Annotated in this window: 20 protein-coding genes; 7 read left to right on the top strand and 13 right to left on the bottom strand. The window is 57.6% G+C overall.

Annotated elements, in window-relative coordinates; translation table 11 throughout:
- Positions 1-45: 45 nt before the first annotated feature.
- From JBE38_RS05525 to JBE38_RS05510, 4 genes are all read right to left on the bottom strand, one after another.
- Positions 46-414: an AprI/Inh family metalloprotease inhibitor gene (locus tag JBE38_RS05525; RefSeq protein WP_205343783.1), complete on the bottom strand. Its 369-nt coding sequence runs from the start codon at positions 412-414 to the stop codon at positions 46-48.
- Positions 415-462: 48 nt separating this feature from the next.
- Positions 463-1896: a serralysin family metalloprotease gene (locus JBE38_RS05520; protein WP_205343782.1), complete on the bottom strand. Its 1434-nt coding sequence runs from the start codon at positions 1894-1896 to the stop codon at positions 463-465.
- 367 nt (positions 1897-2263) lie between these two features.
- Positions 2264-3367: a DmpA family aminopeptidase gene (locus tag JBE38_RS05515; RefSeq protein ID WP_205343781.1), complete on the bottom strand. Its 1104-nt coding sequence runs from the start codon at positions 3365-3367 to the stop codon at positions 2264-2266.
- A 9-nt stretch (positions 3368-3376) separates the two neighbouring features.
- Positions 3377-4741, bottom strand: coding sequence for an APC family permease (locus tag JBE38_RS05510; RefSeq protein ID WP_090371150.1), 1365 nt, complete (start codon positions 4739-4741; stop codon positions 3377-3379).
- Positions 4742-4942: 201 nt separating this feature from the next.
- Here JBE38_RS05510 and JBE38_RS05505 point away from each other — a divergent pair, with 201 nt between their 5' ends.
- Complete coding sequence (locus tag JBE38_RS05505) at positions 4943-5728, top strand: helix-turn-helix transcriptional regulator (protein WP_104993750.1); 786 nt, start codon at positions 4943-4945, stop codon at positions 5726-5728.
- Positions 5729-5795: 67 nt separating this feature from the next.
- Here the strand turns inward: JBE38_RS05505 and JBE38_RS05500 are convergent, their stop codons facing one another.
- The 4 genes from JBE38_RS05500 to JBE38_RS05485 form a co-directional block, all read right to left on the bottom strand.
- Positions 5796-6209 carry a hypothetical protein gene (locus JBE38_RS05500; protein ID WP_205343779.1) on the bottom strand — a complete coding sequence of 138 codons (414 nt, stop codon included), beginning with the start codon at positions 6207-6209 and terminating at the stop codon, positions 5796-5798.
- Between the two features lie 154 nt (positions 6210-6363).
- Complete coding sequence (locus JBE38_RS05495) at positions 6364-7443, bottom strand: polyamine ABC transporter substrate-binding protein (RefSeq protein WP_205343777.1); 1080 nt, start codon at positions 7441-7443, stop codon at positions 6364-6366.
- Positions 7444-7522: 79 nt separating this feature from the next.
- Positions 7523-8929 carry an NAD(P)/FAD-dependent oxidoreductase gene (locus tag JBE38_RS05490; RefSeq protein WP_205343776.1) on the bottom strand — a complete coding sequence of 469 codons (1407 nt, stop codon included), beginning with the start codon at positions 8927-8929 and terminating at the stop codon, positions 7523-7525.
- A 49-nt stretch (positions 8930-8978) separates the two neighbouring features.
- A complete protein-coding gene (locus JBE38_RS05485) occupies positions 8979-9788 on the bottom strand; it encodes a helix-turn-helix transcriptional regulator (RefSeq protein WP_060752897.1) in 810 nt (269 codons plus the stop codon).
- Between the two features lie 253 nt (positions 9789-10041).
- On the opposite strand from JBE38_RS05485, the gene JBE38_RS05480 reads away from it, so the two are divergent.
- Positions 10042-10326 (top strand): DUF1652 domain-containing protein, encoded by a 285-nt coding sequence (locus JBE38_RS05480; protein ID WP_060752896.1) that lies wholly within the window; start codon positions 10042-10044, stop codon positions 10324-10326.
- 37 nt (positions 10327-10363) lie between these two features.
- Here JBE38_RS05480 and JBE38_RS05475 read toward each other — a convergent pair whose 3' ends face one another.
- The gene (locus JBE38_RS05475; protein WP_205343775.1) at positions 10364-12811 is read right to left on the bottom strand and encodes a UvrD-helicase domain-containing protein; all 2448 of its coding nucleotides are present in this window, start codon (positions 12809-12811) and stop codon (positions 10364-10366) included.
- Between the two features lie 217 nt (positions 12812-13028).
- On the opposite strand from JBE38_RS05475, the gene JBE38_RS05470 reads away from it, so the two are divergent.
- Positions 13029-13724, top strand: a complete 696-nt coding sequence (locus JBE38_RS05470; protein ID WP_205343774.1) for a pirin family protein — start codon at positions 13029-13031, stop codon at positions 13722-13724.
- 157 nt (positions 13725-13881) lie between these two features.
- On the opposite strand, the gene pgm is transcribed toward JBE38_RS05470, so the two are convergent.
- From pgm to JBE38_RS05450, 4 genes are all read right to left on the bottom strand, one after another.
- Positions 13882-15525 (bottom strand): phosphoglucomutase (alpha-D-glucose-1,6-bisphosphate-dependent), encoded by a 1644-nt coding sequence (gene pgm, locus JBE38_RS05465; protein WP_205343773.1) that lies wholly within the window; start codon positions 15523-15525, stop codon positions 13882-13884.
- A gap of 104 nt (positions 15526-15629) precedes the next feature.
- On the bottom strand, positions 15630-17036 hold the full coding sequence (locus JBE38_RS05460; RefSeq protein WP_205343772.1) for an aminotransferase-like domain-containing protein: 1407 nt from the start codon (positions 17034-17036) through the stop codon (positions 15630-15632).
- 36 nt (positions 17037-17072) lie between these two features.
- The gene (locus JBE38_RS05455) at positions 17073-18491 is read right to left on the bottom strand and encodes a hypothetical protein (RefSeq protein WP_205343771.1); all 1419 of its coding nucleotides are present in this window, start codon (positions 18489-18491) and stop codon (positions 17073-17075) included.
- A gap of 705 nt (positions 18492-19196) precedes the next feature.
- Positions 19197-20219, bottom strand: coding sequence for a zinc-dependent alcohol dehydrogenase family protein (locus JBE38_RS05450; RefSeq protein WP_060752890.1), 1023 nt, complete (start codon positions 20217-20219; stop codon positions 19197-19199).
- 268 nt (positions 20220-20487) lie between these two features.
- Between JBE38_RS05450 and JBE38_RS05445 the strand changes: the two genes are divergently transcribed.
- The 4 genes from JBE38_RS05445 to JBE38_RS05430 all read left to right on the top strand — a co-directional run bounded on the left by JBE38_RS05445 (position 20488) and on the right by JBE38_RS05430 (position 24136).
- Positions 20488-21402, top strand: a complete 915-nt coding sequence (locus JBE38_RS05445; protein ID WP_104993745.1) for a LysR family transcriptional regulator — start codon at positions 20488-20490, stop codon at positions 21400-21402.
- 487 nt (positions 21403-21889) lie between these two features.
- Positions 21890-22183, top strand: coding sequence for a DNA/RNA non-specific endonuclease (locus JBE38_RS05440; protein ID WP_342592903.1), 294 nt, complete (start codon positions 21890-21892; stop codon positions 22181-22183).
- A 56-nt stretch (positions 22184-22239) separates the two neighbouring features.
- Positions 22240-22719 (top strand): P-loop NTPase fold protein, encoded by a 480-nt coding sequence (locus tag JBE38_RS05435; protein WP_205343770.1) that lies wholly within the window; start codon positions 22240-22242, stop codon positions 22717-22719.
- Positions 22667-24136, top strand: coding sequence for a P-loop NTPase fold protein (locus tag JBE38_RS05430; RefSeq protein ID WP_205344009.1), 1470 nt, complete (start codon positions 22667-22669; stop codon positions 24134-24136). The genes JBE38_RS05435 and JBE38_RS05430 overlap by 53 nt, the downstream gene beginning before the upstream one ends.
- Positions 24137-24190 lie beyond the last annotated feature (54 nt).

The following is a 24190-nucleotide window of genomic DNA, read 5'->3' as shown; positions in this document are numbered from 1 at the left end:
GGGACGGCCAACTATGAAATCGAGTTATAGGCTTATAACGATTAACTAAGGTGTGCGTTGCAATACAACTTCCGAACCGGAGGCGGTGCGCCCTTTATATTCGCCTTCTTTCTGGCGATTCAAATGGGTAATACCGGTGCCTTCGGCGTTCATCAACCAGATGCCGTCCGGGGTCGGTGACCAGGTCAAGGGTTTGTCTCCCAGCCATTGCTCGACACAGGCGACATCACCGGCCAGCGCATTGGCCTGTTCCAGCAGGTCCAGCGCGCAGACCTGATCCTGTTGCTTGAGCTGCCAATGCCCGGCCAATTGGGCGCTGGAGGGTAATACGAGACTGCTCGCCATTGCTTGGGCTCCTGCCAAAACGAACAACACCTGCGAAGCACAGGCGATCAAATGGGAAAAACGCGGCATCTTCTGCTCCATCATAGAGCGCGGCGCCGTGGCGCCGCGCGCTTTACATCAGGCTACGATGTCGCTGGTTGCCGCCTGGCCAACGGTGGTGACGAGGAAATCCGCCACGCCATGCCCAGAGAAGTCCACTGCCAACGTACCCAGGTTGGTACCCGAGGCGTAGGTCAGTACAGCATCGCCGGCATGCCCGGTGAATGCATTGACGAAGCTTACGCCTGCACCTTTGGTGATACCGGTGAGGTCGATCTTGTCGGAACCGGAGGTGAAGTCAAAGATCTTGTCGGCCGCACCCGGCTTGGAGTCGGAACTGGCACCGTACACGAATGTATCGCTGCCGGCGCCGCCCCACAGTTGGTCCGCACCGCCGCCGCCGTAGATGATGTCGTTGCCGGCACCGCCCTTGATGAGGTTGGCTGCGTTGTTACCAATGATCAGGTCGTTGCCCGAACCGCCGAAGGCGTTTTCGACCGTGACGCCCTTGGCGATGGACACGTTGCCCACCAGGCCGCCGACGTCGGAGAACGACGCTTCATTGAGGTTGATCTTCTGGTTCTGGGTAAAACCGGAGAAGTCCAGGGTGTCATTGCCGCCACCGTCCCATACCGAAAACACCAGCTTGTCGGCATTGGAAGTGGCGCTGTAGAAATCACGCCCGGTGTTGGAGTTGAAACCGTAGGTAGTGTCGCCGGCACGCGTGTTGTAGTTGGCGCCGTAGAGTTTCTGGATCGCCGCGATGTCGTCGATCAGCGGGCCCGAGGAGTAAGCCTCGACCCCGCCTTTACTGAAGTTCTGGTTGGTGTTGCTCTCGCTCCAGTAACTCATGACGCTGTAGCCACGCGTGTCCTGTCCATAGGTCGCGTCGTTATAGGTCGGGTTGCCATTCCCGGCGTTGTAGTCGCCAGGGTGAGCCAGGCCCAGGGTGTGGCCGATTTCGTGGGTCAGGGTCTGCCGGCCATAGTTGTTCAGGTCCGGGGTCTTGTTCGGCGTGTAGCTGTTGTTGGTCAGGTACCACGAAGTGCCGTCGTAGCCTGCGCCGGTGCCGGGCAGGTAGGCGAAAGCCGCTGCGCCGTCCTGGCCACCGCTGTAGTTGCCGAAGGTCATGTGTGCATCACCACCGGAAGCCTTTTCGGTAAAGGTCACGTTGGCGACATCCGACCAGGATTGCATGGCCAGTGCGGCCTGTGCTTTTTGCTGGGCGTTGAATTGGCTGAACCCGGAAATGCCATGTTTGTTCATGGTGGCCGAGGACGCCGAGGTGAGGAAGGTGTAGGTCAGATCGATCTTGCCGTTGCCATCAAAGTCCCGGTACGCGGCACCATCCCGCAGCAGCTGGGTCGCTGCCTGGTCCACGGTGTAGGACGGTTTGCCATTGACCGTGAGGTTGCCGCCACGGTCGTACAGATGGCTGAAACTATCGATCTGCGAATACGCTGTGCTGGTTTGCGCTGCAGAAACAATAGCTTTGTCTTTTACTTTTGACATAAACGTACTTCCTTGTTTGCAAGTGCATCAGTCTTTGTTCGATAGGAACCTCGCGGGCGAGATCGTCCTATCACTCGCCTCTTTTGAAGGCGTATCGAAACTGACACAACCTGAAATCTTTCGTCTACAAATATTTCCGCATTGAAACTGTGACGTAGATTCAACTTGAGGAAGTGCTCTCCAGCATTTATTGGGGGCCATTGCTTCTGCGCGGCCAATTGTCGCCCACTGTTATTTAAATATTAAATATCGGTAAAGCCGCTCAAGTTGAGCGGCACACTTGATAAATGGATCCAATATATTGTCACGGTGTCATCTACAACATTAAAGAGCCACTATCTGCACTATTAAAGTGCTTTGTCCCCTATTACCGGGCCACACTCCAACCCGACTTGTTCAACGCGCTGATCAGCCTCTCGCCGGCAAGTCCCGGCACGCTGATGCCGTCTTGCGTGGTCATGTCTTCACCGGCCAGCAAGGCATTGATAATCGCCTCCTCCACCGCCTCTGCCGCCGCACTGAACAGCGGTGAAATATGGTCGTTGTTCACCATCTGCAGGGGCGTGCTCAGCGGTAGGTCCTTGCGCCCGTAATCGGCCGGTGGGATCGCCTGGTTGCCCGTGGCGAACGCCAGGAACAGATCGCCACTGGAGTCTTCAGTGCCGCCACCGGTGCGGGCGATACCGACCGAGGCACGCTGTGCCAGGCGTCGGCACTGGTGCGGCAATAACGGCGCGTCGGTGGCGAGGATCACCACAATCGAGCCCATGCCGGGCGTACCGCGTTCGGCGAACGGCGAAGGGATCTCCATCAGATGACGCCCCACCGGGTAGCCATCCACACGCAGTTCCTGGCGTTTGCCATGGTTGGCCTGCACCAGCGCGCCGACCGTCCAGCCCCCCTGCTGCGCCGGCAAGCGCCGCGATGCCGTCCCGATTCCGCCCTTGAACTCGTGACAGATCATCCCGGTACCGCCGCCCACCGCGCCCTCCTGCACCGGGCCGGATTCAGCGTTATCCAGCGCCGTGCGCACATGCTCAGGCTTGACGTGCTGGCCCCAGATATCATTCAGCAGGCCGTCGTAGGTTTCCATCACCACCGGCATGCACCAATACACGGCCGGGTCTGCCAGGCGCTCACGCTCCAGGGCGATCAACGTGTCGCGCACCACGCCGATGCTGTGGCTGTTGGTGATCGCCAGCGGCGTGGTCAGCAGCCCCGCTTCGCTGATCCATTCAAGGCCAGTGGCGTCGCCATTGCCATTGAGCACGTGATAGCCGGCAAAGCATGGTTGATGGCGCGCCTCCCCGGCCCGTGGCTGGATGACGCTGACGCCGGTGCGCACCTGTTTGCCGTCGATGCAGGTCTTGAGCGTGGCGTGGCCGACCCGCACGCCCGGTACATCGGTGATTGCATTCAATTCGCCGGGCGTGCCCAGCCCCAACGTGATGCCCAATTGACGTGCACGCATAACCACTCCTTACAATTTCTGAAACGCCGGACTCAACCGGCCACTGATGCAATACAAAATCACCGACGTGGCCAGCAAGCCGATGATGATCATGATGTCCCGGACCGACGCAGCCGCGATCAGGGTCGTCAGTAAATAACCCGCCCCCAGCACCGCCAGTAACGCCGGCAGCGGCCACAGCGGCATGCGGTACGGATGCTCACGATCACGCAGCAGCACCCGGCTCATCAGCGCACTCAACGCCACCACCAAGTACACCAGCATGATCAGCAATACGCTGAATGAGGTCAGGTCCGCCAAATTGGAGCTGAAACTCAGCAACGCCGAGGGAACCGCCAGAAACAGCGTAGCCAACCAGGGTGAATCCCAACGCGGGTGGATACGCGTGAAGCAGCGATTGATGGTCGGCGTCCACAGCGCATCGCGGCCACTGCTGAACACCACGCGGCCGATCTGGATGACGATGGCGACGATGGCATTGAACACCGACAGGAAGATCCCCGCGCTGACCAGGCGTGACAGGGTTTCATTGCCGTGGCTGGTCAACAGATAACCGATGGGGTCCGGGCTGCTGATCATCGCACTCAGCGACGGCGCGCCGATTAGCAACGCGGTGATCGGCACCAGCTCAATCACCACCACCAGCCCCAGCGACCACAATACGGCTTTGTGTACGCCTTTGCCGCCACACTTCATGTCTTCGGCCAGCAGCACGGCCGGGCCATAGCCATTGAACGAAAACAGGCCGATACCGACCGCGCCGATCACCAGGCCCCAGGGCGCCAGATGCAACATGCCGTTCTCGACAATCTGCGGTTGCAACAGCACGCTGGCCGGCTGCACCGGGTTACCGAAGCCGATACACACGATCACCAGCAGTGCCGCCACTTCCAGCAACAGGCAAGTGCCGGTGATCCAGGCATTGAGCTTGATATTGAGGATGCCCAGTGCGTAGCTGCACACCACGATGACCAGGGCCACGGTTTGCGAGTCGAATTTCGTGCCCAAGGCGTTATTGAGATACGTCGCGGCTCCCGTTGCCAGTACCGGCGGGATAAACAGCAACATGACCAGCACGGTCAAAAACGTCGCATAACCGGCCATGCCGCCGAACACGCGCTTGGCGTAGACATATTCACCCCCTGCGCTGTTATGGGCACGCCCCAGTTCGGCGTAGCAGAAGGCGAACATCAGTGCGAGCAAAGCGGCCATCACAAAGGCCAGGAACACACCACTGCCGGCCTGTTGGATGGCAAAGGGCGCGATGACGAACACGGAACTGGCCGGAGTGACCGCCGAAACGGTGATGGCCACCACATCGAAGACGCTCAAGGTCGGCTTGAGCACGCCGTCTGGCGCGGGAGAAGCACTCATATCGTTATCCTCTGTCGTTGTTTTTGGTGTGAGGCAGAAACGAAAAACCGGATGGGTTGCGGGATATGTTTCCCGCTGAATGAGCACGAAGGTATCGGCTGCGACGGTGTCAGCCAATTCCCCTATTGGGGTACTCCCCTTGACGGCCCCCGGCAAAAACCCAACCCTTGACCGATCTATTCGAGGCCGGGAGCCGTTTAAATGAGCCTGTTCAGGGAAATCGGCATGCATGCAGGGCTGGGGCGCACCCTGTCACAGATCGGCACCGAGCGGTTCTGGAAACAACTGGTGCTGTTACTGCATCAGTGCCTGCCCTTCGACAACGCCCTGGCGATCTTCTACCCACTGGAAGGCCCGCCCCAGGCGCTGGAGGAATACGACGCCCAGCCCAGCAGCAAACCGGCGTCGATGCTGGTTTACCTCAATGGCTTGTATTTGCTCGACCCGTTTTTCCAGGCGTGCCGCGAAGGCTACCCCAGCGGTGTGTACCGCCTCGAAGAGGTGGCGCCGGACCATTTTCGCCAGAGTGAATACTTCCTCAACTACTTCCACGACAACGTCCTGGAAGATGAGGTGCAGTTCATCCTGCAATTGCCGGGGGCAGGCACCTTGTCATTGTCGCTGGGCATGCAACGCCGGTTCAGTTTTGAAGAAAGCGGGCTGATGACCACGCTGGCCGCGTGGGTGCTGCCGTTGATGCAGCAGCATTGGCAACAAAGCACTCAGCGAGTGCCGGCGATGGACAGCCAGATCAGGGACGCCCTGAGCCATTTCGGCTGCGGCGTGCTGTCGGAGCGTGAGCTGGAAGTCGCCCGGCTGGTATTGCGTGGGTTCTCGTCCAAGGCCATGGCCGAGCGCCTGAATATTTCACCGGACACGGTGAAGGTGCATCGGCGGCATCTGTACGCGAAGCTGGATATCTCGTCACAACCGGAGCTGTTTTCGTTGTTTATCCAGTCGTTGGGGCATGATCTGGAGAATCCCTGACTCAGTCGACCAAGATCGTTCCCGCGCCTGCACGGGAACGATCGAAGCAAGCTTGAATAACCGATTGTCACCCGTTGATGCCCTGCATAATGAACACCACGCGGGTAGCATAATCTGCGGTCACAAACTGGATTTGCCCCAGCAATACTTCATCCTCGAACCTTTCGATAGTGACAGTACCTGATTCCGCATATTGCGCCTCGGATCTGAAAGGCAAGTACGCAGCCGTCACAGCTATAGAGTCGATGTCATAGGTACCGCTTTGCACATTTTTATCTTGAAAGGTTACCTCTATGGCCGAGATATCGTCGGGAGCGCCATTGGACTCTTCACGCGAATATATTCTTAGTGTATTGGCACTTTCAACGCGATATACCTGGTTTGTCCTATAGGGTATCTTCCCGTCAGGAGTCTTGACGTGCCCGATCATCCAGCCAGAGGCTTGCGTTACTTTCCTGATTGTTTCCTTGAGGCTTGCCATGTGTCTCTCCTTACCCAGTGAAATCGTTCGGAAGGATGAGCTTAATGGGCTTTGAAAAATATTAAACCTGTCAAAATTGACAGGTTTAAAAAGACTTTCAACTATCGCGAACAGCTCTAACCGATCGATACAGGTCCCTCTTGTCTCCCCATGCTCAGCGTCCCGTCCGAACGGTGTTCCACACCCGTGTACGCACCCGGTCGATATTCAGCGGCATCGCCTCCAGGGCAAACAATTTGCCCATCATTTCCGGGCTCGGGTACACCTTGGTGTCGGCCTTGATCGCCGGGTCCACCAGGCTGTCGGCCGCGCTGTTGCCATTGGCGTAGTGCACGTAGTTGGTGATGCTGGCCATCACGTCCGGGCGCAGCAGGTAGTTCATGAACGCGTAGCCGGCTTTTTCATCGGGCGCGTCGGCGGGCATGGCGACCATGTCGAACCAGATCGCAGCGCCTTCCTTGGGGATGTTGTAGCCGATGTTCACGCCGTTTTTGGCTTCCTTGGCACGGCTTTCGGCTTGCAGGATGTCGCCGGAGAAACCGACAGCCACGCAGATGTCGCCATTGGCCAGGTCGGCGGTGTATTTCGAGGAGTGGAAGTACGCCACATACGGCCGCACTTTCATCAGCAGGTTTTGAGCTTTTTTGTAGTCTTCAGGCTGCTTGCTGTGGGGCGGCAACCCCAGGTAGTTCAGCGCGGCCGGCAACAGTTCCGGACCGTTGTCGAGGATCGCCACCCCGCACTTTTGCAGCTTGGCCATGTTTTGCGGTTTGAAGATCAAGTCCCAGGAGTCCACCGGCGCGTCGTCGCCGAGCACGGCCTTGACCTTGTCGATGTTGTAGCCGATGCCCGTACTGCCCCACAGGTAGGGAAAACCGTGGGCGTTGCCCGGGTCGTTGTTTTCCAAAGCCTTGAGCAATACCGGGTTGAGGTTTTTCCAGTTAGGCAATTGGCGCTTGTCGAGCTTCTTCAGCGCACCGCCCTCGATCTGCCGGGCCATGAAGTGGTTGGATGGGAACACCACGTCATAACCCGATTGCCCCGTCATCAACTTACCGTCGAGGGTCTCGTTGCTGTCGTACACGTCGTAGGTGAAACCGATACCGGTTTCTTTCTGGAAGTTCTTGGTGGTGTCGGGCGCGATGTAGTCCGACCAGTTGTAGATTTTCACCGTTTCGGCGGCCTGGCTGATGGACGCCGCTAATATCAGGGGAAACAGGGCAATGGCTTTCATGGTTCGATTTCCTGGCGGTTTCGGGGCTGTTGTTATGGCAGGCGATCAAGGATCCAAAGCGTTCGTGCGAGTCAAACGATCAGTGCATGAAACCTTCCATGAAGCCGGCCACGGCGCTCGCCAACTTGCGCCGCCAAGGCGCGGTATGGGGGTCGGCCAACACCTGGTCTTCATGCACAAAACTGCGAATGATCGCGTTGTAGCCCAGCCAGCGGCAGGGCTCGGGCTCCCAGGGCTTGAGTGCGTCCAGGCCACGCTCGCGGATCACCCAGGGCTGGGTGGTCAATGGCGTATCCAGGCCCAGGATCAGGTCAGCCAAGGTGCGCCCACCCAGGTTGGTGGCGCCGACGCCCTCCCCGCCATAACCGCCAGACAGCGCGATACCGGTCTTGTGGTCACACAACATATGTGGCCGGAAGTTGCGTGACATGCCGAGGTTGCCACCCCAGGAGTGGGTAATCCGTACCTTCTTCAGCTGTGGGAAGAGTTCACCAAACAGGTAACGACGCAGCTCGACTTCGCTGTCGGTCAGATCGAAGTTGTGTCGCAACTTCCCCGCGAACTGATAGCCGCCACGGGCCCCGAACACCAGGCGATTGTCCGCTGAGCGCTGGCCGTAGGTGACCTGACGGCTGCTTTCGCCGAACGCCTGGCCATGGCTCAAGCCGATTTCATCCCAGGTCGCGGCGCACAGCGGCTCGGTGGCGACCATCAGGCTTTGCACCGGCAACTGATAACGCCCCAGGGCCGGCAATGTGTTGGCGTAGCCTTCCACCGCCGGCACCACCCAGGCGGCGCGCACGCTGGCCTGGGCGGTGCGCAGGCGGCCGGACTGCCAATGGGTCACCGGGCTGTTTTCGTAGATCGTCACCCCCATGTTCTCCACCACCCGCGCCAGGCCGCGCACCAGCTTGGCGGGGTTGATCGTCGCGACATGCGGCGCATAGATGCCGCCATAGGGCTTGGCGATACGGATCTGCTCGGCCAACTGTTGCGGGCTCAACCAGCGGTAGTCGTGTTCAGTCAGCCCCTGGGCGTGGAGTTTGTCCAGGTAACGACGCAGGCTGCGCTCCTGTTCGGGATAACGTGCCGCGCAGTACAGGGCGCCGCCTTTGCGGTAGTCGCAGTCAATCCCTTCACGAGCCAACACCTGGGCCACTTCATCCGGAATGCCGTGCAACAGATCGAATGAGGCCCGGCGTTGTTGCGGGTCGAGGCCCGCCAACAAGCGGTCTTCACCCAACAGGTTGCCCATCAGCCAGCCACCGTTGCGGCCCGACGCGCCAAAACCTGCAGTGTGTGCCTCGATAATCGCGATTTTCAGCTCGGGTGCCTGGCGCTTCAGGTAATACGCGGTCCACAGCCCGGTATAACCGGCACCGATAATGGCCACGTTGACATCCAGGTCATGGGCCAGCGCCGGCCGCGCCAGCAGCGGGTCGTCCAACTGGTCCATCCACAAACTGATCTTGCGCCATGCCGGCATGCCGGGCTCCCCTACCTCATTTCGATTGGGACGATCCTAGGGCGTGAGGCTATGGGCTGTCTTGCGCGCGTGCACGCAGGGAAATTTGCTTGACGTAAGCCTTGGGCGACTGCCCGGTGTGCTGGCGAAATGCGCTGTAAAACGCCGATAACGAGTTGAAACCCGCAGCAAACGCCAGCTCATCGACTTTTATCGGCGACGTGGCCTTGTCCAACTCGGCCAACAAGTGCTGGAGCCGTGCCTGGTTGACGTAGCGGTAGAAGCTCTGCCCGAGCACCTGGTTCAGCAGGTAGGACATCTGATTGCGGCTGTAGCCACACGCCTTGGCCACCCGTTGCAAATCCAGCTCCGGGTCCAGATAGGGTTGCTGCTGTTGGAAATACTGCTGCAGGTCGTTGGCCATATGCCCCAACTGGTGCGGCGACAGGCCCAGGCGACTGACGGTCGGGCGTATGGCCTGGGCCGGTTGTTCATGCACCAGGGATGCGTATTCATTGACCCGCCAGATCAGCCCGTCACGCACGGTGATCGCTTCGCTGGTGCGGAACGACACCAACCCCTGGCCGCCACGCAAGGTGATGCAGTACTGGATGAAGGCCGTGTCACCGTCGGCGCGAATGCGGTCAGCATGGGCGATGGCCTCATCGGGCCCACGCGGCATGCTGGCTTGCAGGTACTCACGCAGTTCGGCGTAGCCCACCACGCGGTTCTGGAAGAAGTCGTGGTACTGGATGTCCGGATGGTAGTAGGCCATGACCCCATCCAGGTCGCGATGGCGCCAACACAGGTGGTGACGCAACACCAGTTCAGCCGTGGCCCGGGTGGTTTGGCAATCATCGGCCGAGGCGCTGTCGGGCATATAAGGCTCTGTGGCGGGTAAATGGTGAGACTGCCGAATTATCACGACCGCTTCAAGGGTCGATCAGCGCTGATCACTAATGGCTTTTTGCCTGATTTGAACCAGGACATGACCTACATCAAAGAGTCAGTAAACAACTGCCGAACGGGACAAAAAAGTCACATGACGGTTACGAACGAATGCTATTTTTGAAATTCTTCAAACCATGACCATTGACGGTCCTGGCCCTGCCGCGAGCTAAAGGAAGCGCTCAATGAACAAGGTGGGCAATATGCACGGCAACCTGAACAAAGTGACGTTCCCCAACGCCTGCCAGCTGATGCGCTGGCATTTTCATCCGATGGGTTTCGAAGGCAGCATGGATGCGCCTGGCAGCATGATCGTGCGCCTGTTCGACCGGGCCAGCGGCGAGACCTTGATCGCCATCGCCGGCATCCCCTGCGCAACGGTGATGAATGCCTCCGATGTAGAGCGCATCATCGAGGCGGTGGAGGATGAGTTGGAGTCCTTTGTACCACCGCTGTCTTTGCGGGCTTGATGCCTTGCGCGGGCCGTCGTGAGCGGCCCTGCCGGAGTCATCCACGCCGGTCGTCGAAGAACGCTTTCTTGCCATCTACCCGCTCCGAGGCCCTGGGCACATTCACGCCCTGGCCCTCCGGTTTCTCGACATACCAATAGCAGTGGCTCACCGCACGGGTGATACCGACGTAAGCCAGGCGCAGCACTTCGTCTTTTTGCGCCGTGTCATAGGGCTCGCTGTCGCCGTCCTTGCCCAGCCCGGCCATGCGGTAGACCTGGTTCTTGTAGGGCGAGCTGGTGACATGCTGGCAATCGCCCAGCAGAAAAACAGCATCCGCCTGCAGGCCCTTGGCGCTGTGATAAGTCAGCTGTTTCAACCTGCGAGCCGCTGGCGGCAAGCTCGAATCCAGATTAACTACAGACCAAATATGCTCTTGAATCAGTAACTTATCGCTGCTTTTTCTATACAACATCAAGACCGAATCGCCTTTTTGATAATGCTCTACCAGCGTGCGGCCCAGCATGGCGTCATCACGATCAAGCACCGCAACCGGGACCAAGGGTTTGGGTGCGCCGCTGGCCTTGGCTTTTTTGCCGGGAATCGCCGGGGCGCTGCGCACCACATGCTCGGCGGCGTCGATGATGTGCTGGTGGCTGCGGTAGTTCTCGCCGAGCATCACACGGGTGGTCGCGGGTGACGGGAATTCCTGGTTGAACGCAATGAAATACTGGGGCGAACTGCCGCGCCAACCATAAATCGACTGCCAGTCGTCCCCTACGCAGAGTAACGAAGAACGCTGCGCTCCACGCCCGACGTGCATCGCCGGGCCACGGCTGCGGATCTCACGCAGGCTGGCGCGAAGCCATGACACGATCTGCGGCGATACGTCCTGGAACTCATCGATCATCAGGTGCGACATCGGGCGCAGCAGCGGATCGCTGAGCAACTTGAGGTTTTCCGGGGTGTTTTCACCGAACAGCGAGAACATGCGGTTGTAGGTCATGATCGGCGGCGACTGATCGAGCAGATGGTCTTCCAGGGCCTTCCAGAAAATGCTCAGGGCTTCGAAGAAGAACCGGTCGGGGTCATCCTTGGCGAAGCTCATCCGGCCCACGGCAGTGGGTACGTCCAGGCCAAGGTTTTCGATAAAGCCGGCAGCCGTGACAAAGCTGTCCAGCAGCGGCGCCGACGCCAGTTCACCTTTAACCTTGTAGTCAAACCCGGGGCCCGCCGTGGCATCACCCGCCAGGCTGCCCAAAAGCCGTTTAGATGATTCGTAGTTATCAAGCCAAATCAAAGGCTTGCGGCAGAAAGCTTGAAACAGGGTGCGTTTTACCGCCCACTCTGCACGCACCGATAGTTTGGCATTGGGGCGTGTGATCTGGGCGTTCTCCCGGGCATCGAAGCCCAACACCACCCAAGCGTCCAGCTCAGCGATGTAGCCATGGCAATGAAACTGCGCACCATTGATCTCAAAGGTCTGGCGGCTGGGCTCAATGCCTTTTATCGGCCAGGCGCCGGCACGAAACCACAGGTCTTCGATCACATCGCAGAGTTCTTCATCACGCTTGGCCGCCAATTCGGTCACCGCCATGCGCTTTTGCACATCCGGGTGGTCGCGCTCCAGCTCCTTGAGCTGCAGGCCCTGGCGCGCCAGCGGCACGATCAGTTCACGGAAGCGCTCGTGGCGGCCATGCAAGCGGTGGTAGCAGGCATTCAGCTGTTGGCGCTGCGCGTCGCTGATCCGCAGGTCGAACGGGTTGCTGTCGGCGTCTTCAACCCCACTGCCGAGGTTCTCGAAGGCTTGCAGCCGTTCAAAGCCCGGCAAACTGCGCACCATGGGCAAAATGCGCGAGTGAAAGGTACGCACCACCGCCTGGGCCTCTTTGAGACCAAGGGGTTGGCCCCACAGGCTGAGAATCTGCATGAGCTTGTTGATGAAGTCTTTGCGTGATTCGCGGGTGAAGGTCACCACCGTCATCGAGCTGAGCTCGAAGCCCAGATAATGGGTCAACAGCAGGATACGCAGCACCAGGGAGGTGGATTTACCCGCGCCCGCCCCGGCAATCACCGAGGTCGAGGGCGTGTCGCTGAAGATCATCTTCCACTGCGCCGCACTGGGCTGGGCATGCTCGGGGAGCAATCGGGCCACGTCGGCCTTCATGCGTTTTTTCACCTCGGCGGTCAGCGGCAGGCGCCAATCATCGAACAGGCTGTCGTCGATCCCCGGCGCGCGATGCTCGTCCGGTCGAAAGTCACGAATCAACAGGACTTGCCGGCCTTCCTCGATACCATCGGCCTTACCCTCGCGGTAGCCGTACTCCACGCCGGCCTCGTGCCCGCTGCGAAACCCATCCGCCTGGCCATGCAGCCAGGAAAACCGGTGCTGGGCCCGCAAACGGGTCAGGCCATGCCCAAACAGGCGCGCCGCCAGACGCTTGAGTAGCGGCATTTCGGCCAGTGGGCGCAGTTCGGGCGGTAGATCAGGCTTTTGTTGCGGCACGCGGACTCCTGCGATGGACTGGCTTCGACAAGTGCGCCATGGTCGCCGGAAACAGCGTTCAGTTCCAGCCAATTGCTTTATCGTCATGCAGTTAGGCGATGAAGTGAAAGTCAAAACACGCGCAACCCATCTAATCGACTGATAGGAATAAGGCACTTTTTACGCTTTTTATCGATCATCCGCTGCCGGAAAATGCGCTCATTCACAGGAGACGATCATGCTTGAACTGCGACCCTTCAATACGTTGGGCGGCGCCCATCACGGCTGGCTGGACGCTCATCACCACTTTTCATTCGCCGAATACCACGACCCCAAGCGCATGCACTGGGGCAACCTGCGGGTGTGGAACGACGACATCATTGCGCCGGGCACCGGTTTTCCGCAGCACCCGCACCGCGATATGGAAATCATCACCTATGTGCGTGAGGGCGCGATCAGCCACGCCGATAATTTGGGCAACAAGGGTCGCACTGAGGCTGGCGACGTTCAGGTGATGAGCGCCGGCACCGGGATCGCCCACAGCGAATACAACCTGGAAGCCACACCAACGAAGATTTTCCAGATCTGGATTATCCCGAACGAATCGGGGTTGCCGCCGTCCTGGGGCGCCAAACCGTTTCCCAAAGGTGACCGCGAGGGTTTTGTGACCCTGGCCAGCGGCAAGGCCGGAGACAGCGAGAGCCTGCGCATTCGGGCGGACGCGCGCCTGGTGGCAGCGAACCTGAAAGCCGGGGAAAGTGCCGAATACCGGCTGGACAGCGGGCGGCGTGCGTATCTGGTGCCGGCGACCGGCATGATTGAAGTCAATGGCTTGCGTGCACAAGCTCGCGACGGTGTTGCGGTGCAGGATGAGCAGGTATTGCGCGTAACGGCGATTGAGGACAGCGAGATTGTGCTGGTCGATCTGGCCTGACGGCCGGCGGCATGGATGACCTGTAGCGAGGGAGCTTGCTCCCGCTGGACTGCGTAGCAGGTCCAGTCTTTTCAAATCAAAAGCGGGGGCCGCTTTGCGGCCCAGCGGGAGCAAGCTCCCTCGCCACGGTGACAATCTTTTCAGAAACTGAGTGGTATCACTCGGAAATCGCGCCGTCGACCAGCACCTGCGCTTCTTCCACCAACTGCTTGAGGTGATCTGCGCCAATAAAGCTCTCGGCGTAGATCTTGTAGATATCCTCGGTACCCGATGGGCGTGCGGCGAACCAGCCGTTTTCGGTCATCACCTTCAAGCCACCGATTGCCTGGTTATTGCCCGGCGCATGGCTGAGGATTTGCTGGATGCTTTCCCCGGCCAACTGCGTGGACGTGACCTGCTCCGGCGACAGCTTGCCCAGCAGCGCTTTTTGCGCCGGGGTGGCCTTGGCGTCGACGCGAATCGCGAACGGCTCGCCCAGGGCATCGGTCAGGCCGCGATAGATCTGGCTCGGGTCCTGGCCTTTGCGCGAGGTCATTTCCGCGGCCAGCAAGGCCGGGATCAAACCGTCCTTGTCAGTGCTCCACACGCTGCCGTCTTTACGCAGGAACGAGGCGCCGGCGCTTTCTTCGCCACCAAAGCCCAGCGAGCCTTCGAACAGCCCGTCGGCAAACCATTTGAAACCCACCGGCACTTCGTAGAGGCGACGCCCGATGCGCGCAGCGACGCGATCGATCAAGCCGCTGCTGACCACGGTCTTGCCCACGGCCGCATCGGCGCGCCAGTCAGGGCGGTTCTGGAACAGGTAGTCAATCGACACGGCCAGGTAGTTGTTCGGCGCCAGCAGGCCACCGGACGGGGTGACGATGCCATGGCGGTCGTGGTCCGGGTCGCAGGCGAAGGCGACGTCGAAACGCTCCTTGAGGCCGATCAACCCTTGCATGGCATAGCTCGAAGACGGGTCCATGCGGATCTGGCCGTCCCAATCCACGCTCATGAAGCGGAAGGTGGCGTCGACTTCGGTGTTCACCACGTCCAGGTTCAAGCGGTAGTGTTCAGCGATCGCCGACCAGTAGCGCACCCCTGCTCCGCCCAATGGGTCGACGCCCAGGCGCAGGCCCGCGCTGCGGATGGCGTCCATGTCGATCACGTTGATCAGGTCGGCCACGTAGCTGTTGAGGTAGTCATGCCGATGAGTGGTGTCGGCCTTGAGCGCCTGCGCATGGGTGATGCGCTTGACGCCGGCCAGTTTATTGGCCAGCAGTTCATTGGCCTTGGCTTCGATCCACTTGGTCACGTGGGTGTCGGCCGGGCCACCATTGGGCGGGTTGTACTTGTAGCCACCGCTTTGCGGCGGGTTATGGGATGGCGTGATGACGATGCCGTCCGCCAGGCCGCTGGTGCGCCCACGGTTGTAGCAGATAATGGCGTGGGAAATCGCCGGTGTCGGGGTGTATTCATCCCCTTCGGCCAGCATCACGTGCACGCCATTGGCGGCCAGGACCTCCAGGGCGCTGGCGCCGGCCGGCGTCGACAGGGCGTGGGTATCCAGGCCCACGAATAGCGGGCCGTTGATCCCTTGGGCTTCACGGTACAGGCAGATAGCCTGACTGATGGCGAGCACATGCCATTCGTTGAAACTCAGCTCGAACGAGCTGCCACGATGCCCAGAGGTGCCGAAGGCCACGCGTTGAGTGGAGATTGCTGCATCAGGCTGGCCGGTGTAATAGGCCGTGACCAGTCGCGGGATATCCACCAGCAACTGAGCTGGCGCCGGTTTGCCCGCAAAAGGACTGATAGTCATGCATAAACCTCGAAAAGAAGGATTCGGAAAAAGTGACAGTTTACTGGGAGTTGGACTACTTCGCGACGATATCGATCCGACAGTGATTGGAGATTTTTCATACGCTAGTCGATCTGTGCCTGGCGTAATGCCTGTGCCAGGCAATCCAGGGTGATATCAAGGTTCAACTGCCCACTGAACGTGTGGCTGAGCCGCAGATGCTGAGAATGCAAGCCGCTGAGGCTGAACAACTCACCCGGAGCAATCACCACGTGTTGCGCGACCATGCGCTGGAACACCTGACGCATATCCACCGCTGCCACCGATTCCAACCAGAAACTTGCCCCGGCGATGGGCATGCGATAGGTCACACGCCCCTCCAGGTGGGCATCCAGGCGCTCACTCATGGCCTCTGCCTGTTCGCACAAGTGCTCACGCAACGTCTGCAGGTGCTGGTCGAACCGCCCGTTCTGGTAAAGCTGGGCGATGGCGCGTTGACGGATCGACGACAGCCTGAATGAGCGCAGCAGAAATTGGCGCTGCAACTCGCCGCTCAGGTGTCGCGACAAGACATAACCAAACGGCGCTTCCGGCCCGAGTACCTTTTCGAACGAGGAGAACACGATCAACCGCTCCGGGTTGACCAGGTTGCGCAGCGGGACCGGGGGGGATGCGAAACTCAGCTCACCGAATGTATCGTTCTCCAGCAACCAGCCGCCATAGTGCTCCAGCAACTGGGCCACGCGCAGCCGCTCTGCGGTCGACAGTGCATTGCCTGACGGCAGGCTGACCACCGATGACAGCAACACCAGGGGCACCGGTTCGTGACGCAGCAGCTGTTCGAGCATCGCCAGGTCCAGGCAACCGTCGGCCTGCCAAGGTAACTCGACGACCCGCACACCGGCAGCCTGCAACAGGCGCAAGATCAAATAATCACAAGGGGACTCGACCACCACCATACTGCCCTTGAGGCCCAATGCATCAATCAGGATCTCCAGCACGCCTCGCACGTCTGCCCCGATGTACACCTCATCGGCCTGCCAGCAACGCGTGGGCGATGAGGTGTAGCGTGCCGCCAACGCCGTACGCAACTCCCACACGCCACAGGGTTGCGACCAGGGTTGCAGGTGATGCGGATGGCGCCGTACCAGTTGGCGCTCCAGCGTCAGCAAAGCGCCGTCGAGTGAGCCCAGCAGCGCCGGCTCATCACCACTGAGCACGGCCATTGCCGGACGCCGCGCCGCCACGTACAAGCGCTCGAGCAGATCGGCACCCGCCATCATTTGCGGGTTGACCGCAGCCGGCCAGGCAAAATAGCCGGATTTGGCCACTGAGTAGACCCGTCCCTCCTTCTCCAACAGAGAATAAGCGTACTGAATCGTCGAGATCGACACGTTCAGCCGTGCCGACAACTGCCGCAGGGACGGCAGTTTGACCGGCGTGTCCAGGCTGACCTCGTTGATCAGGTTGATCATGTAGCGGTACACCGCCTGGTAAGCGAAATCCGCCTGTCGCTCCCCGCGCAGGGTCATTGGCGCTGACCTGGGCTGACAAACCGGTGCACGCGGCTAACGCCCCGACAACTGCGCCGCCTGCGCCTGGGCCAGGCGGCGGTTGCGCAGTTGGGCACCCCGTTCGATCTGTACCGGCCGCTTGCGGTACAGGTGTTGCAACAACGGCAGCGACAACCCGCTGGTATCGACCGCCCATTGCTGCAACACATCGCCGGCCGGCTTGCCTTGCAACACGTTGTGCAGCTCAGGGAGCGCCACCAGCATGCCCGGATGGCATTGGCGCAGGTAACCCTCCAGCCGCTCGCCATGGTGAATGAAGGGTGAGAACAACAGGCAGGTCAACTGCCCTTCATCCAGGCCGAAAAATTCCTGGGCATAGGTCGCTGACAGAATCCGTCCGTCATCTGAGCTTGCCTCGGCAATCAGGTGGTGTGGAATGTGCCGGCGGTACATGGCGTCCATTGCTTGCCTGACAAAGCTATCCACCCCTTCTGCGTAGGACAGCTCCCGCAGGCATTGGGCCTGCAGCCCATGCAAATGCGCCATCAGCAATGGGTTAGGGAACGCCGAATGGCTGAAGTGGAACGCAAAGGGGTCCGGTTTACGGGCCAGGAACTGCGTGAGCAGCGGTGTCGAGGCAACGTCCACCTCCCCCAGCAGATCGTCGATGCCGATATACGCCAGATGCCGGTGCCCGCCCCGGCCCGGGCTGTCGATGTCCACATAATGTTCGCCGTAGAGGTCACGGTAGCAACCGGCGCTCCACTCCTCCATGCGCGCAAACAGCGCACTGAGCGATGACGACTTGCCGGGCGGCAGAGTGATGCCCGCCGTAGTGGCCGTCTTTTTCAGCCAGGCCAGGTATTGGCTTTGCGTGCGCGCAGAATCGCCACTGACCACCGCATGCACCCCGCCACCCCATGTGGTGACCCGTTGGTAGAAATCCCCCAGGCGCAGGTAGGTGTCGTTACACAATGTCGCCCGGATATCGCCGGACGTCAGGTGCCCTATCATCAGCATATTGCGCTGGCTGACCTCACGCCCCGCACTCGACGGCGGGCGCTGGTGATTGAATGGCAGCACTTCCTGGTTTTCCACCAGGAGCAGGTCTACGCGGGGATCGTCGTGCAGAAACAACGCGCTGTAGCCCTGGTACAGGGTGTCCAGTGTCGCCTGGGTCATGCCCGCATGCCGCAAGGTGGCTACACGCAGATGAAAGGTCTTGGGCGCCCGCCCGGCAATGGTCAATTGCGCCGCCCGCAGCAGCGCCAGGGTGTAGCTGCTGACAGCACCACCGCCATGGGCGACGAGCACCTTGTAGTCACCGACTTGTTCCATGCCGCCGGCAGCCACCACAATTCGCTGGATCAACAATTGAAGTGCCGTACGTTCGGCACGGGTAAAGTGCCCGATCAACCGCTGCAGAACTTGATGATAAACATAGTTCATGGCTTGCTCGTGAATTGCGCTCATTGCTTTACTACCCGAGTTGAAATATCAGTTTCAAGCAACTGCCAAGAGCAATTGCCTGACCTATTACATCTGTAGGTTTATTACTCGTTACAGGGTACGAGGATGGATCAACATTAGCACCTTGCAACAAACCCACCGGAGCGTTACCGGTGGCATTCCAAATGACCACCTTTGACGAGAGCCGCGATCCTGCGCGCCCTACGGCGAAAGAAGGGATAGCCCTAGGAATAATCCGACAGCGTCCTACACAGCTCCAACTAATAAATTAGAGAAATATCTGACCGACATTACTTACCTCTTTCACCCGAACCCTGAAAAACCGCCCAGGCATTCCCAATAAACTTTCAATACAAATAGGCAGGGCCGAATTAGTTTCGACGAAACGACGCGGTAGTTTCAGATAGTCAATCATTGCTCAGTCCTTGAGATGACAGTGAAGGCACAATTATCGGCACTCAAATAATGAATAACAGATACAGAACAGCGCCAGAAACCCGTTCAGATGATCAACCGGCCGCACGTAAATCGCGCCCACACAACAACGCCGCGCTGGAATTCAGGGCGGCGCAAGGGGCAAAGGTATTGTTTGCGGGGCAGAACAGCCCGGTGGCGGCTTAACCCAGGCGCGGGTTAAGCCCTGACAAATGGCGTATTTGCCTCATCCGCTCGGACCCAGGCGCGCTCATTTGCGAATACTCCTACAGCTCAAACAGCCTCAACCTGCAAGGCAACCCGCTCGCGACACGGGCATTCGTCCATGTAGCGGTGCGCTTCGACGAACTGGCTGAACGGGAACACCGTGGTTTTCAACGGCACCAGCACGCGGTCGGCGGTCAGTTGGTTGATGTCGCGCAACGCACGTTGCAGTGCCACCTGGTCCTGGATGATGCCCAGCTCCGGCTTGCCGGTAAAATTACCGATGCAGTGCACAAAAAACTGAATGTTCTTCTGGAACGCGGCACAGGCCGGGAAAGGCGTCTGGTTGCCACCCTGCAAGCCATACAGCACCAGGCTGCCACGGGGCGCCAACACGTCGCCGAGCAGCGACATCTGCGGGCCGCCCAGGCCATCGAACACCACATCCACACCGCGGTTATCCGTATATTTGTTGACTTGCATGAGCAGGTCCTGCTCTTCAGTCACGATCACCTTCTCTGCGCCAAGCGACAGCAGATACTCACGCTCCGCGCTGTCCTTGGTCGCGGCAATCACCCGCACACCCAGGGCCTTGCCCAGTTGCACGAACGAGGGGCCCGCGCAGTGGCTGGCGTCAGTCACCAGGGCAAACTGGCCCGGCTTGACCCGCGCCAGGTCCACATAGGCAAAGTAGGCGATCAACAACGGCGTGTAGTGCACGCTGGCTTCAATAGGGCTCAAGACGTCCGGGTAACGGGTCAAGGCCGAGCGAGGCAGAACGATCTGCTCGCCATATACCGGGTAGTCATTGGGGCTCTCGGCCGGAAAACTGGCCACCTTATCACCCACTGCCAAGTCGTCCACGCCGTCGCCCAGGGCGACAACAACGCCGGCCATCTCATGGCCAAGGCCCGACGGCAAACGGGCATGCGAAGACGCCAGGTTCTGACGCCAGAGAATGTCGTACCAACTGATGCCAATCGCGTCGACGCGCACCTGCACTTCGCCCGGTGCGGGCTGTGCGGCTGCATGCTCTTCGCACTTGAGCACCTCGGCCGGACCAAACTTGTGAAAACGGATCGTGCGGGACATCGCAAACCTCGCCAAAGTAACCTCTAATGCCATGAACTCTATCTGGGCTTTCCGGGCAAGGCCACCGGTCGCCGTTAATAGTCAACATGCCTGCCATTGATTCAGCTTCTGAGGAATAGACCCCAAGACTCGTAGGAAAACTCAATTAGCCGGTGCAGAGTACCAGTCTTTCCCCGTAAGATTCATGCCGGTCATACTTTTGAATGGAATCTGAAGGTTCTGAATATGGCCGTTCTCGTCAAGCTTGCTGACTCTTCCAGGACCCAAGATGAACCGTAACGACCTGCGTCGTGTCGACCTTAACCTCTTGATTGTATTCGAAACCCTGATGCATGAGCGCAGTGTGACCCGCGCCGCCGAGAAATTGTTCCTTGGCCAGCCGGCCATCAGCGCGGCGTTGTCACGCCTGCGTGGGTTGTTCGATGACCCGCTGTTCGTGCGTACCGGGCGCAGCATGGAACCCTCGGCCCGCGCCGTGGAAATCTTCGCACTGCTCTCCCCGGCCCTGGACTCGATTTCCACCGCCGTCAGCCGCGCCGCCGAGTTCGACCCGGCCACCAGCACCGCGGTGTTTCGTATCGGACTGTCCGATGACGTCGAATTCGCCCTGCTGCCCCAACTGCTCAAACGTCTGCGCGCCGAAGCCCCCGGCATCGTGCTGGTGGTGCGCCGGGTCAACTACATCCTGATGCCTGGCCTGCTGACCTCCGGCGAAATCTCCATCGGCGTCAGCTACACCGCCGACTTGCCGGCCAACGCCAAGCGCAAGGTACTGCGCCGCAGCCTGCCCAAGCTGTTGCGCGCCGACAGCGTCCCCGGCTCCCTGAGCCTGGACGACTTCTGCGCCCGCCCCCACGCGCTGGTGTCGTTCGCAGGCGACCTCAGCGGCTTTATCGATGAAGAATTGGAAAAACTCGACCGCAAACGCCACGTCGTCCTCGCCGTGCCGCAGTTCAACGGGCTGGGCACCCTGCTGGCCGGCACCGACATCCTGGCCACCGTGCCGGACTACGCGGCCGACGCACTGACCTCCGCCGGCGGCCTGCGCGCCGAAGACCCACCCCTGCCGGTGCGCAGCTTTGAACTGCATATGGCGTGGCGTGGCTCGCAGGATAATGATCCGGGGGAACGGTGGTTGCGGTCGCGGATTCAGATGTTTTTTGGGGATCCTGATAGTCTTTAGGCGGGCTGTTCATCTGATCATTTCTGCCTTTCAACAAACCATGGAGTTCTATTCACTTCCAGTGGATTGCTACATTGGGGGCACATCTGAGGGCATGCTTTGGATGGTTTGAAAGGATGCCCCCAGCCTGAGGTCCAACAGTTCCTTCTCGAAAAGTCACCCTTTGCTGTTCCCAACCGCCGTCGAGCGCTATTCGATCACCTCAGTTAATGGCTGAACCTCCGTACGAGGAAAAGTGGGGATAGTCGAGTGATCGCCAAGATGGTAGCGTGGAGCCATCAAAAGATGTGTCCGTAAGCTTGTGCTTGCTTTTCAGAAAGCCCGGCCGCCAACCTACTTTATCGATACAAGGACGTCATGGTGAGTATTCCAAGCCCTTCAAATAAGGGCGAGCCAGCAGCTCGACAGAGTTTCAAATACCAGGATCACGATAGGCGCTGGTTCAGCGGGCGCGGATTGATTCGGTGTACGTGTTAACCGGTACGCTGTGCGAGCGGTACATCGGTGCACTTCCAAGTATCACACTATCCCCAGCGGCTACTGGAAGATCATCTTCACCAACAGCACCCCGACTCGGGGGACCTTGGCCGCCTTCATCATGGATCAAGACGCACCGCGTGCTGCCAGTTTCCGCAACTATCAGGCAACCCTTGAGGAGATTGAGCAGCGGTCCGGCTTGAAAGTCTGGACAACGTTGCCAGAGGCCGATCAGGCAGCGCTCAATCCCATTGGCGAGCAACTGACGAAATATATTGACTGTCGAAGTACTGCCACCAGATAACTGCAAATTTAAAAATCTCAAATAACCATTTCACTCACAAAAATATCGAAACAAACATGACAGAAAAGAAATCAACATCAGCTCTGAACGACTATCACATAGAAAATCCAAATCACCACATAATTAAAAACATAAATCATTACCTAGGCCAGAACCAGCCCGCGCACGCACTTTTAATCTCAGGAGACTGGGGCGCAGGAAAAACATATTTCGTAGACACGTTAACCGATGAGCAAAATAAAATTGAAAACAACCAAAAGAAAATAATAAAAATAAGTTTATTCGGAGTACAAAAAACCTCAGAGATCGATCTAAAAATATTCCAATCACTACACCCCATACTCGGTTCAAAATACACACAGCTAGCAGGAAATATTTTAAAAGGAGCATTGAGCTTCGGATTCAAATTTGACATAGCCTCACAGAAAGATAAAAAAACAGAATCAAGTCTCACACTAAAACTTGACCAATTAAAGTTTTTGGATTTTTTTTTCAAGGGACGGAAAAGGCCAAAAACTGGTTATAATTTTCGATGACCTCGAAAGATCCAACGTCGATCCTAAAGAACTACTAGGCTATATAAACCACATCGTAGAAATATCTAAAATCCACACAATCCTAGTTGCTCATGAAAAATTCCTTCTGGAGAATGACGACAAAAAAATATATAGAGACTTCAAAGAAAAGATAATTGATAAGACATTTGAAATTCGGCAGGATCACGAAAAAGTTATAAGCTCCTTCTTGGAAGAAACAAAAAATAAAATAATAATAGGTCAAAAAAATCTCATACAGCAAATCTATGAATCCTCAAAGCACAAAAACCTCAGAAGCCTTAAACAGTCAATTTTTGATTTCAAATATCTTCTGAGCGAAATCGACGACGAGTACCTTGAAAACCAAAAATTTCTAGAAATACTAGCCCTAACCTTTTTTGCTTTGAGCATTGAGGTCAAAAAGGGCTCCATTAGCGAGGAGGATATCAGGAAAGGTATTCCTTTCAGCTCAAATACTGACCCTAGCGACATATACAAGAAGTACTTTCGCAATCAAAAGCTTTCAATCTATACCTCAGACATTTGGGCAGACATAATCTTCAAAGGCCATTCGAGCGAAGTAAACAGAGCCACATCAAAGTTAGCTTTCTTTTTTAAGGAAAACAAAAAAGAAGCCCCATACTGGGTAAAGCTTTGCACATATGAAGAGCTAGAATTTGAAGAATTTTCAAAATTACTACCTATCTTAAAGAATGACATCCAGAGCAATACCACTGATTCAGCCACAATTTATTTACACAAAATCAGCTTGGCTATTTACTTTTCAAAACACGATCTACTTGAATTAGACATGGAAAAATTCAGATTAAGTATAAAAGAAGCAACAAAGAATGAAAGCCTACTCCAGCATTGGAAAGACCAACCCAGCAACTATGATTTCGGCTCCAGCGGAGCGGGATATCTATATTTAAGCCACAACGACAAAGAATTCAATGAAATAAAAAAAGAAATATCAGACAAGGCTAAAGCAATCCATGAAAAAAACCAAAAAGAAGAGTACAGAAAATCACTAAGCGCACTATCTGAAAACTTAATAAATTGCATAAAAAATGGAAATCTTGAATATTTTTCATCTATATTAACAAAGATACATGAAACCAACCCCATCCTACAAAATATAAGCCCTGTGATTTTCGCAAAGACCCTAGCCGAAGCAAAAAACATCACCATCGCGGAAATATCCAGAATAATGGGACAACGATACACCGAAAATAAATCGCTGAACTCCAGAGTAAATCACTACTATCTTGCCCCAGAGATAAAGTTTTGGAAGTCCGCTCAGAAACATATCAAAAAAACAACAGAAACCACCGACAAATTAAAATGCCATATACTAAACAAATTCAACGAATGCACTATCAAAGAAATAATAATTAAACTTTCCAGGCACACCTAATAGTTTTCCAAAGCGCCAGAAAAGAGCGTACCGGATGGAAATAGCATCCGCGTA

It is taken from the genome of Pseudomonas sp. ICBG1301 (genome assembly GCF_016918385.1).
Taxonomy (GTDB): Bacteria; Pseudomonadota; Gammaproteobacteria; order Pseudomonadales; family Pseudomonadaceae; genus Aquipseudomonas; species Aquipseudomonas palleroniana.
The sequence above is the reverse complement of the archived record's forward strand: the minus strand, read 5'-3'. Positions and strand labels throughout refer to the sequence as shown.